We start from the raw sequence: 10,460 nt of genomic DNA on the forward strand, positions 1-10,460 counted from the left end.
GTGGGGATATAGTCACTTCAACAGCACGGCCGCCGCGATAGGCGTTGGCACGGCGACCGCCGGAACCGCCCTCGCTTTGAACGAGATCAACAATTCGCTCGAAAGCGCACTTGGCAGCCTGGCTGGGCAGGCTCTCGCCACGACAACGGTAGATCCCGGCTTTGGCTACGGTGGTCGAGCTGTAGCTCAGCCCTTCGACGAAGAAATGATGATCGATCCGAGGGTCGAACTTCACGTCGACGTTGGGGGCGAAATCCACATGTTCGCATTCACCCTCGCCGAAGGCGCCGCCAATCTAATTCCCTACAATTCGGGCCTTAGCACCGGCGGGGCGGTCGGGACAGACACTGCTGGCAAATAACCTCACTCCCCCAGGATCATCCGCTGCAGGTCCAGCACGAGCTGGCGCAGGCTGTCCGCATGCTCTTCGCAGGCGGTCAGGGCAGCGGATAGCTCGCCATTGGTAGCGGGAGCCGCAGGCGCGCAGGGCATTGGCTCAGCCGCTTGCCTCTCGGTCATCTCCGGCCGGACTTCCACAAGCCGGGTGATGTATTCCTGCTGCGGCCCAGCGGGCGCATGAGCTGCGCAGGCGGGCAGCGCGCACAGCATCAGGCACACGAGCAGCATTCCATTCAGGCGCGGCATCGGCAATCTCCTCATTCGTTTCGGTTGTGATCTGGCGGCGCAGGCGCGCGGCCTCGGTTTCGGCCCGATCGAGGTTGGCGGCGAGCCGTACCGATTCCGCCTTGCGCTTTCGGGCCAGCTCTTCGGCCTCGGTCGTCGCGCGCTGTTCGGCTTCCAGCCGGGCTGTCACGCTGACCAGCTGGAGCGTGATGTCGGCCAGCGCCTCTTCGCGGACGGCAAGATCAGCGCGAGCCTGCCGCAATCTGGCGCCATAGCCACCGTCGAAGATCCGGCCGTCCCAAAGCTCGATAGCCGTGAACGGCACGCGCAGCGCCGGCAGAGACAGCGGAGGGCTCCACACGGCCACGCACAGGGCGATGACCGCCCCGGCGATCAGGGCAGGCAGATGCGGCAGCGCGAATGCCAGCACGGGCTGGACAGCCGCCCGGACGGCAGCGAGGGAAAGTGAGGGGATCACAGCGCCGTGCCTCCATGGGTTTTCTCGCGCTCATCGCGCACGCGGATATGACCGGCACTCTGGGCCAGATCGACTAAGCGCGGATAGATCGCGGCATAGGCCGCGCCGCTCTGTAAGACGGCGAGGCTGTCATCCGGCCCGCGCCCCTTGATCTGGCCGGGCAGGATGCAGCCCAGCGTGTCGGTGTGGTAATTGCCTGGATGGATCAGGATGGCAGACCGGCCGGGCACGTCGATCAGCTCGATTGCGCCCCGGTGGATGGCAGGAAAGCGCGCGGCCAGCCGATCATTCCAGCTGCCGAAGTCGCGCAAGATCACTCGATACCGGCCAGCCGGAATGCGGCTTACACGCCGCTCATTGTTCCGCCAGGCATTTTCCAGCGTCCAGCACAGCCGGTTGCCCTTTGGGTCGCGCAGCTCGCCTAGCGTGGCGTGTGCGTCCTGTTCCAGCCGCTGCAAGACCCATTCAGCGCTCATCGCCCTGCCCTCCGGATCCCGGTGATGGCGGTGGGGCGGCGGGCTGATCGGCATCAGCCAGCGGCGGCACGATCACGGGCACGCCGTTCTGACGTGCGCGCCAGCGCTCCGGCACGAGAGACCAGAGCCAGGCGAAGACCTGTTGCGGGTGATCTTCAATCCATCGCGTGCCCGCCCGGATCAGCATCACGAACGGCAGGCAAACCATGACGGCCGCGAAGCCGCCTGCCATGTGCGCCGCATCCCCTGCCGCTGGCCAGAAATGGATGATGGCCCGGCTGGCCAGACCCATGAAAGGCAGCGCGGCCAGACCGCTGGCAAGGCAGTAAAAGACGCGCTGGCGCAGGTCCATCGACGCGCGGATATAGGCGAGCAGTAACGCTCCGCAGATCACACCAGACAGCTCGCCAATTATCGGCTGGGCAAGGACGGCACCCAGCCCCCCTGCCATCGCGATCAGGGCGAGCAGCATATCACTGCCCGGCAAACTCAAGAGCCTGTGCGGCATGGCGTTTCCTTTCATGGAGCATGGGAAATGGCCGCCTGCCGGGGCGCAGGGGATGACACCCCGGCAGGCACAAGCGCGCCCCGCGTGCTGCAGCGCGGGCCGTGCTATTTTGTTAACTGTGGTTGGCAGTTTAGGGGGTGTCAGCTACAGTTCACACATGACCGCGACGGTCCAAACCAATGTGTTTCAGAGCTGGCTGACCATGACAGACGTGACTTTCAGCCGCTTTGATGCGGTCGACTATCTCAAGACCGAAGAGGATATCGCCAATTATCTCGAGGCGGCCCTCGAGGAGGGCGGCGACGATCCGGCCGCGATTGCCCGCGCGCTCGGTGACATCGCCCGTGCCCGCAATATGAGCGAGCTCGCCCGCAAGACAGGGTTGACCCGGGAGGGCCTGTACAAGGCCCTGTCAGGGGAAGGCAATCCCAGCCTTGCCACCATCACCAAGGTGGCGAGCGCGCTGGGCCTGCGCCTCAGCTTCGTGCCTGCGCCGCCTGCGCCCTGACCGCCTGACTACCCGGCAGGCCTCACAGCCGCGCGGGCAGCGGCAAGGCGGTCGCCGGGCGCGGGACGCGGGCCAATGGCAGGCCGCTGGCCGAAGACCTGGATGACCTCGCGCGCCTTCTCGCGTGCGGCTTTAGAGCGTTGCGGCAGCGCCTCGACCTCTTTTGCGAGCGCTTCGGCTTCAGCGCGGAACGCGGCAAGCGCGGCCTCAAACGCGCCATCACGCTGACTGACGATTTCGCGGGCGCGCGTCAGCGCTTCATCGAGCGCGGGCAGTTCGTGCGTGGCGAGCGCGTCCTGCATCGCATCGTGCTGCGCGGCCACGTCATCGTAAGTCGGTTCTTTTTTCTTCGCGGGCATGGTTGCCTCCTTTAGGGCGTGCAATCGAGAAAGAGCATGTGGACAGGAAGGGCGGCATTGTCCGTGCCCAGCGTCAGCGCGCTGGTAAAGGGCGCCTGCAGCGGCACGAAGACGTTGAAATTAGCGGTGAGGCTGGCACCGCCCGCCTGATTACCCAGCCACCCGCCCGATGCAGGCCGGGCTGATCCCGTCCGCAACGTGGTGATCACCACATCGCGGTCATTGGTGAAGTTCCACGATATGCCGATCAGCAGGTATTTGCGGGCCGGATCGAGATTTCCGCCTGTCACACCCGTTTCCCAGCTGACCGGGTTGGTTCCATCTTCGCCCTTCGTGCGCAGGGCGCCCGCCGCTCGCACCTGTGTCACGGCAGCGGCGTTCGCGGCGATGGCCGCGATCGACGCATCCGAGGCATAGAGCGCCGCATACCGGGCCTTGGCGCTGGCCAGGATCGCCGCCATGGCAACGCTGTCATCGGCCAGCACGGCCATCGCATCGCCGTCTGCCGCCATGATCTCCATGGCATAGGGGCTGGACGCCAGCACCCGCATCGCGCGGACATCACCGGCCAGCGCGGCCAGCTCGGTTTCGTTCTCGAGCAAAGCCGCAAACGTGGTGGAATTGATCGTGATCGCGCCGGCCGAGATGGTGCGCAGCATCCGGCCCAGCGCTTCATCGCGATCCGCCGCATAGAAGGCCGCGTCGTTCGCATCGGGAGAGAAGTTTGCCGATCCCAGAAGACCGGCCCAGGTGCCGGTATCGGCGCTGCCGCCCACCACGCCGCCGCTAGTGGACAGCCCAATCTCAAAATCGCTCATGACCTAATACCTCACCAGATTGCCTGCGGTGTCCGCGATCAGCATTGTGCGCTTGCCTGCGGTGATGACGGGCGTGCTGCCACCGGGCAGGGCCTCGCCATTGACGGTCAGCGTGTTGCTGCCCAGCGCCAGCTCCGCCACGCCGTCACTGACCAGAATGGTGCGTCGCCAGCCTTGCGGGCGGGCGTCCGGAACCGTCAGGGTGATGCGCCCGCCGATGGCCGCTGCAGCCTTGACGCGGATGAGCTGGCCGGGCGGCGCGACAGCATCGGTCAGCGTGGCATTCGCGGTCAGCAGGGTTTCGCCGCCCCCGATCCCGGCAGGCAGCTGGGTAAGGGGAACCTTGCCGCCGCTATCGAGCGAGGCCAGCCCGCTATTCTGCCCCTTCTGGGCTGCAATCGCGGCGTTCGCAGTCTGACGCGAGCGCAGCGCGTTGAAGAGGCGCACTTGCGTGGACGTGCCCGTTTCGGCCTCGGCTTGCGAGATCACGTCCCCTTCCGGACCCCGCAAGGTTTCAAGGCTGGGTATCACCCCGTAATACCGGCCAGCGGCCATGGGCAAGTGGCCCGGCACGACTGCAGGCATGGCCAGTAGGAAGTTTGCAGAGACCGACGCGAAGAGCTTGTGAATGACGTTGTCATAGCCCGGAAAAGTCGCTGCAGACCGGGTCAGGTGGACGGTGATCTGCTTCGGGCCATCGGCTGGAACGATGCGGGTATTCGCCGTGATCGGCACCCCGTCCACATAGATCGTCCAGTTCGTGCCGCCAAATTGCAGCGCCACGCTGCCAGACTTCACCAGCACCCAATAATTCTTCGAGAATATGTCAGGGATCGGCGCGGTCGGCGTGGTGAACGCGTAATAGTGCGGCACGCTGTCAACGGTGAGTGTCCCGGCAGCCGTGCCCGTTCCAGCCGTGATATTCAGCGCGAAGAACTCGACGCCGAAGCGGCGAATGCTTTCCTGTTTTACCTTGCTGATGATCGCATCAATGTCCGGGTCGAGCGCGCCGGCAGAGCCGCCATAGGTCGTGTTATTGTCAATATATTTCGGGCCTTGCGTGATCGCCGCGCCGTTGAAAGCCACAATGTAGGACGGCGCGACATACGCGGAAATCTGGCGAACGGTGCTCTCCGGGCTGCCTGCGAAACGGCCACCATCCTTGAGAAGGTTGAAGTAGTTGGCCGCACCATCCAGAAGCCCGGTGAGGCCCGCGACATCGCCCGGCACCAGCGTGACGGAACCGGTCTTGCCCGCCACGCTGGAAACCGCGCCGGACCCGTCCAGACCCTTGGCCGCGAACAGGCGCCAGTCATCCGGGTTTGATCCCGGTTCCTTGTTCGTATTGGCGCGCAGCGCATACCAGCTGGAACCGTTGCGATAGACAACTTCACCCAGCCCATAGGCGGTTGCCGAATTCCAGTCGCCCTTGAAGGCATCGGCCAGACTGCCTTGCGGGCCGATCAGGCTGGCCAGCCATGCCGCTTCATCGCCAACGAAGCCCTCTGCCACGGCGATGTCATAAGCGCTTGGTCCGGTGATATCGGCCAGCGGAACGAGCGTCTGCCACTCGCCTTCCCCGGCCCGCCATTCAAGGTTCTCGCCTTCGCGGCGGAGGCTGACACCTTCGCCCTGGATGGCCGTCAGCGCGATCAGATCGACCCATGTTTCAGATCCTTCCACGCGCCATTGAATGTGCGTTCCCGTGGCACGCAATTCGGGCGGCGGGCCGTCATAATCCCCGAAGGCATTAAGAATGGCGGGCAGCTCCGCCCCGGCGAAATCCGACACCATGCGCGCGGCAATCGCCTCCGGAACGCCCCTGTGCGGCCAGGGCGATTTCCAGCGCGTTTCGCTTACCGCGTCGTACCATTCGCCCTGATGCCAGAGCAGCATGTTGCGGGTTGTCATCGGGAAGCTCCTAGAACTGGCGCGTGACAGAGAGGCGGGCCGACTGCACGGCAATCGGGCCAGAGCCGCTGATGCGGCGGGCCTGCAGGCGGAAAACAAGATTGCCGGTGAACGTGCCGGCCGGCTGGGCCACCACGAAATTGAAGGGCGCGTAAGGCAGGCCCACGTAATAGATTTTCGGGTCCGGGCTGGGATCGACTTCCCAGCTCATCGGGCTGTTCGTGACCGGTGACGGAAACTCAAGCTCTGCAGACGCGGCATTGAGCGCGATGACGCGATACTGCACCGAGGCCACCGCCACCGGAGAGGTGGATTGCTGTTGCACCCACTCGATATGCCCGGCCGCGTGGAACTTGCCATTGTCCGGCACCGAATTGAGCGAGACCTCGCACACGGTCAGCCAGCTATCCGTCATCGAGCTATTGGCCACGGTCGTTGTGCTGGCCGGGCCTTGGGTGGCCAGAAACGGCGCCACGCCGGAGGCCAGCAGGCCTTGCTCCGAATTCATGGTCTCGACGCCGTCAGAGGCGCGATACCAGTGCTTCGTTCCGCCGACCAGATCGTGGTACTCGATCAGCGTGCCCCAGGGCGCGTAAGCCGCCTTGTATCCGGCCGGATAGTTCCAGTCATCGCGGATGCCGGCATCGGTATAGTCGGTGCCATAAATGAAGCGCTGCGCGGCATACCGGAAATAGCTGACCTGGACGCCATTGGCGTCTTCGGCATAGGCCTGCATGCCTGCCCAGCCATCGCCTGCCGCCACGCGCAGCCAGAAGCTGGAGGTCTTGCTTTCGAGGTTTGCAATCGCGATCGCGGCCAGATCGAAGTCAGACCCCAGCCCGTCGATTTCGGCCGATAGCGCCAGATTGAAGGCTGCAAGCGAGCCTTCCAGGTCAGACTGCACAAGGGCCAGATCAGACAGGCTGGCGCGCGTGCTGATCTCGCCTTGCAGCGAGGTTTCCAGCGTCGACAGGTCAAAGGCTATCGCCTCCTCGAACGAGACGAAGGCGCTGTCCAGCTCTTCATTCGTGGCATAGACGGCGGCGATGTCGCTTTCGATCTCGCCGGCCAGCAATTCCAGCGCCTCGGCCAGAAACCCGTCTTCATCGAACAGGGCGCGGTCAATGCGCGTGACATCGGCCCTGCCTTGCTGGGTGGCCACTTGCGCGCTCTGCGCGATCTCTGCCGTGCCGTTCACCGCCCGCTCAAGCCGGGCAATCGTGGCGTTGATCTCCGCATCGGGCGGCAGGAAGGCGGTCGGCTCTGCCTGCCCCGGCAGGGCGAACCCGGCGAAGGGCCGGTCAAGCCCGATGAAGACGACACCCGCCGCAGGCGCGGTAAAGCGCAGCTCGATATCGGCCATGGCCGCATCTGCGAACCCGGCTTCGCTCGCGCGGCTGATCTCTGCCACACCGCCCGCGCGGGTGTCCGTGCTGACAGCCTCGCCAAGGTTCAGCGTGGCAATCACCTCGCCATCCGCATCGCGGATCACAGCCACCAGCTGGGCAGAGCCACCAGCGGCAAACAGGATATCGGCCGACGCCTGCAGCCAGTCACCCGGCTCCACCACCAGCCGCACGGGCCAGCGCCATGACAGGACCTCGCCCGCATCGCCTGCCGTGAAAATGGCCTGCGGCGCACCGCCCGGCAGGACAGCCAGACCGCCCGTTTCCGGCTTCCATGCGTCCACGCCATTCACGAAGAGCGGATCGGCAACCCGGTTAAGGACCGCGTTGCGGCCACCGAGGCGGGCACGGTCTGCGATGAGGCCGGAGAGCTGGTCGAAGTCCAGACCGTCAAGGCCCAGCGCCTCGGCCATCAGCTGGCGCGCGTCCTCGAGCAACAGGCTGGGCAGGTGCGCGTCCCACGATTTCAGGAGCGGTATCTCGATATCGCTGACCTCGACCAGCGGCGTAGAGACGACGCCGCGCTGATCGCGCAGGGCAAAGCCGAAATCGAGTGCAAGGCCGGGCGGCAGGCCCCTCACCTCGCCCTTGCCGTCGGCGGCCGGTTCGGTGTCGACCGGCCGGTAATCGTCCGGGTCCGAGCTGGAGGCCGGGCGGGCGTAGACGACGAGCGTCGTGATGCGCGGATCCTCGACCGGCGTCCATGACAGGCGGACGCCGGGCACGCCCGTGCCTTCAATCCCTTCGAACAGGTGCGGCGTGACGGTGACGTTCTGCGGCTGGGGCAGTTCGAGAGACGGGCCGAGGCCGGAAACGCGCAAGGCTGGCGAACGGCGTTCGCCAGCCACCGCGACGATCTCGACATCGTAGAGCCAGCCCGGCACGCCGGGTGGCAAGGCCAGCTGGCGTGCTGTCGCCGGCAGGTTGGCCTGCGGCTCGAAGCGGGCGTCTGACCCCTCTTCCGGCTGCTTGCGCAGGCGCCACTCGAACCGGTCAATCCGGCCTGCCACGCTGTCCGGCACGGTGAAGCTGACGAAGATGCCGTCGGCCGTCGCCCAGATCTCTCCCAGTGTCGGCGCGGGCGGCGTGAAGATCCGCGGCAGGGTCACGCCGCTATCAAACTCGGGCACGGTGCCGGTATCGGCCTCGAAGCGCTGCGGCGCGTAAGCGACCGCCTCGATCGCCGCGCTGAAGCGCGCGCCGGGACGGTAATGCTTGATCAGCACGGGCAGGGTTTCGCGCTCGAACTCGCCGAACGTCACGACATCGCCGACGCGCGGCGCGTCGGCCAGCGGCACCGGCTCGAGGAAAGTCAGGCGCTCGACCGGACCGGCGACGGTTTCGACGCGCACCGAGTCGCTGATGATGATCTGGCCACCGCCATCCGCGTCGCGCACTGTGCGCCAGCGAATGCCGTAATCGGTGCCCGCCTGCATGACAAAGAGGCCGTTCTCGCTCTGGCCTGCCTCGTCGATCAGAAGCGCCGTCACCTCGCCATCATCGGTCTCATGTCCGGTGACGCGGGCCGTGCCGAGACCGACCGCCATCACATCGTGGGCGAGCTCGGCAAGATCGCCATAGCGGCTGACGATCGCCTCGACATCCTCCTCGAATTCATGGGTCTCCGCCTGAAGGCGGGCGGTGTAGAGATAGAAGCGGCCATCGCGCCAGATCTGCGACGGGTTGGTTCGGCCCGGCAGGCGCAGCTCCTCGTAGGCGGTTGCCGCAATCGTGCCCTCGACCTCGCCGTCGCGGCTATAGCCGTCGGCAAAGACCAGCATCTCGTCCTCGCGCCAGCCCGCTTCGCGATTGACGAAGGGGATGCGCAGGGCGTGGACGTCTTCGGTCCAGACCTTGCGCCAGCGGAAACCCCGCGTGGAGCGCGGCGTGAACAGCTGGCGCGGACCGGAGGCGCGCGGGCCGTCGATCACGACATGAAGCTCGCCCTTGATATCGAGCGGGCGCGCCCGGCCGCACGCGCAGATCAGCTCGGCCGCCGCCCGGCGTGTCATCGGCACATCGACGACGAGATCGCAGGTAAAGTTCTGGTCGATGCACCATTTGCGGAAGGCCGCAAGGCTAGGCCAGTTGATACGGGAATTCGGTCGCGGGCGGGCCGTGTGTGGGCCACGATAAAGGAAGGCGAGCAGGTCGGCCGGATTGCGAGTCGCGGCCAACCCGGTCCAGTCATCGGGCGTGACCAGCGACAGGTCGGCATCCTCATCATCCGCGATCGCCGCGCTCAGGACGGGCGCCTTGCGTGTGGCCACCAGGTTGATCGTGTCGACAAAGCCTGAGAGCTGGTCGGACGCCTTCACGCGGATCGCCATATAGGCGAACTGCTTGAGGGGCATGGGATCGCGCGCGCTTACCGTGCGCAGGGCCAGCCACTGGACCGCGTCAAAGATCTGCTTGCCGTCCCCGGCCGCAGCGGAGGTGCGCCGGATCTCCACCTCGTACTGGCCAGCAGGCACGGCGGCGCGCATGACGATCCGGAACGGCTTTCCCGGCTCTGACCGGTTGACCGTCTGGGTCAGGGCAGGCGTGCCGCCCGGCAAGGCCCCCGACCAGTCCAGCAGGCTGTTGGACTCGAACAGGTGAAAGCGGTCGGTATCGAGCGCGGTTGCAGCGGCATTGGCCTGCGGCGCCGATGCCCCGGCATTGATCCAGTCCGCTTCCGACGTGCTGCCCGCTGGCCGGTAGCGCATCTGCAGCGTCACGCTGCGCGCGCGGTTGTTGCCCTTGCTGTCGACCTCGCCCAGCCCTTGCGGGAAGACCAGAATGGCAACCAGTTCGGTTGCTTCAGTCTGGCTGACACGCACAACCGCATTACCCGGATTGAGCAGCGCGCCCACCGATTCGGTAAAGGGGTCGTTCTGGTAAAGCGTGACAGGCGCATCGCCCTCATTGGCGTCGATCTCGATCTCGACGCCCTGGTATTCGGAGAGCGGCGTTTCGCCGATGCGGATGGTGTCAGTGTCAATCTCCAGCCCGCGCGGACCCAGATTGAGCAGGTAGCGCAGATAGGTGTCATCGCCGACGACTTCCTGCCACGGCTCGCCCTGCAGCGGCGGATAGATGCGGTGCTCACCGAAGAGAACAGGCATGGGCTGCCAGCGCGCGGCGACATTGCGCGCGCCGTCGACCGAATAGGTCGGGCTGGCGATTTCGCGCGCGCCGAGATCCAGCTGGGGCGGCGGCACGAGCGCGTTGATGGCGAGATTGCCCGCAACCGCTACCGTGGCGGCAGCCGCAGCGGCCTGCCAGCTGCCCGCGGTCAGCAGGCCACCCGCACCCGCCGTTACCCATGCCGCAGCCGCGATGACTGCGATCTGCAGGATGGTGCGCAGGATCTTGCCGCCATCCCCGCCC

At 65.9% G+C, this 10,460-nt stretch carries 10 protein-coding genes; 2 read left to right on the forward strand and 8 right to left on the reverse strand.

From position 1 onward, the window contains the following. Positions 1 to 361: hypothetical protein (locus ACTS2Z_RS02950; protein ID WP_442571740.1), on the forward strand; the 361-nt coding region annotated here is incomplete at its 5' end. Positions 362 to 363: 2 nt separating this feature from the next. On the opposite strand, the gene ACTS2Z_RS02955 is transcribed toward ACTS2Z_RS02950, so the two are convergent. The 4 genes from ACTS2Z_RS02955 to ACTS2Z_RS02970 are packed head-to-tail and all read right to left on the reverse strand — an operon-like array spanning position 364 to position 2,086. Next, the gene (locus tag ACTS2Z_RS02955; protein WP_442571741.1) at positions 364 to 492 is read right to left on the reverse strand and encodes a hypothetical protein; all 129 of its coding nucleotides are present in this window, start codon (positions 490 to 492) and stop codon (positions 364 to 366) included. A gap of 4 nt (positions 493 to 496) precedes the next feature. Continuing rightward, positions 497 to 1,102, reverse strand: coding sequence for a hypothetical protein (locus tag ACTS2Z_RS02960; protein WP_442571742.1), 606 nt, complete (start codon positions 1,100 to 1,102; stop codon positions 497 to 499). Then, positions 1,099 to 1,578: a DUF5675 family protein gene (locus tag ACTS2Z_RS02965; protein WP_442571743.1), complete on the reverse strand. Its 480-nt coding sequence runs from the start codon at positions 1,576 to 1,578 to the stop codon at positions 1,099 to 1,101. Before ACTS2Z_RS02965 ends, ACTS2Z_RS02960 begins: the two co-directional genes overlap by 4 nt. Then, positions 1,568 to 2,086 (reverse strand): hypothetical protein, encoded by a 519-nt coding sequence (locus tag ACTS2Z_RS02970; protein WP_442571744.1) that lies wholly within the window; start codon positions 2,084 to 2,086, stop codon positions 1,568 to 1,570. The genes ACTS2Z_RS02965 and ACTS2Z_RS02970 overlap by 11 nt, the downstream gene beginning before the upstream one ends. 202 nt (positions 2,087 to 2,288) lie before the next feature. Here ACTS2Z_RS02970 and ACTS2Z_RS02975 point away from each other — a divergent pair, with 202 nt between their 5' ends. Further along, on the forward strand, positions 2,289 to 2,594 hold the full coding sequence (locus ACTS2Z_RS02975) for an addiction module antidote protein (RefSeq protein WP_442571749.1): 306 nt from the start codon (positions 2,289 to 2,291) through the stop codon (positions 2,592 to 2,594). A gap of 8 nt (positions 2,595 to 2,602) precedes the next feature. Here ACTS2Z_RS02975 and ACTS2Z_RS02980 read toward each other — a convergent pair whose 3' ends face one another. From ACTS2Z_RS02980 to gpJ, 4 genes are all read right to left on the reverse strand, one after another. After that, complete coding sequence (locus tag ACTS2Z_RS02980) at positions 2,603 to 2,953, reverse strand: hypothetical protein (protein ID WP_442571745.1); 351 nt, start codon at positions 2,951 to 2,953, stop codon at positions 2,603 to 2,605. A gap of 11 nt (positions 2,954 to 2,964) precedes the next feature. Next, positions 2,965 to 3,771: a hypothetical protein gene (locus ACTS2Z_RS02985; protein WP_442571746.1), complete on the reverse strand. Its 807-nt coding sequence runs from the start codon at positions 3,769 to 3,771 to the stop codon at positions 2,965 to 2,967. A 3-nt stretch (positions 3,772 to 3,774) separates the two neighbouring features. Continuing rightward, on the reverse strand, positions 3,775 to 5,682 hold the full coding sequence (locus ACTS2Z_RS02990) for a hypothetical protein (RefSeq protein ID WP_442571747.1): 1,908 nt from the start codon (positions 5,680 to 5,682) through the stop codon (positions 3,775 to 3,777). A 10-nt stretch (positions 5,683 to 5,692) separates the two neighbouring features. Continuing rightward, positions 5,693 to 10,460, reverse strand: a 4,768-nt coding sequence (gene gpJ / locus ACTS2Z_RS02995; protein ID WP_442571748.1) for a TipJ family phage tail tip protein, incomplete at its 5' end; no start/stop codon positions are given.

Source organism: Glycocaulis sp., from assembly GCF_052168375.1.
Classification (GTDB): Bacteria; Pseudomonadota; Alphaproteobacteria; order Caulobacterales; family Maricaulaceae; genus Glycocaulis.

Bases quoted from the DNA above. Each gene is read 5' to 3' on its own strand.
- ACTS2Z_RS02955 (WP_442571741.1), bottom strand. From the start codon at position 492: ATGCCCTGCGCGCCTGCGGCTCCCGCTACCAATGGCGAGCTATCCGCT.
- ACTS2Z_RS02965 (WP_442571743.1), bottom strand. From the start codon at position 1,578: ATGAGCGCTGAATGGGTCTTGCAGCGGCTGGAACAGGACGCACACGCC.
- ACTS2Z_RS02970 (WP_442571744.1), bottom strand. From the start codon at position 2,086: ATGCCGCACAGGCTCTTGAGTTTGCCGGGCAGTGATATGCTGCTCGCC.
- ACTS2Z_RS02975 (WP_442571749.1), top strand. From the start codon at position 2,289: ATGACAGACGTGACTTTCAGCCGCTTTGATGCGGTCGACTATCTCAAG.
- ACTS2Z_RS02980 (WP_442571745.1), bottom strand. From the start codon at position 2,953: ATGCCCGCGAAGAAAAAAGAACCGACTTACGATGACGTGGCCGCGCAG.
- ACTS2Z_RS02985 (WP_442571746.1), bottom strand. From the start codon at position 3,771: ATGAGCGATTTTGAGATTGGGCTGTCCACTAGCGGCGGCGTGGTGGGC.
- ACTS2Z_RS02990 (WP_442571747.1), bottom strand. From the start codon at position 5,682: ATGACAACCCGCAACATGCTGCTCTGGCATCAGGGCGAATGGTACGAC.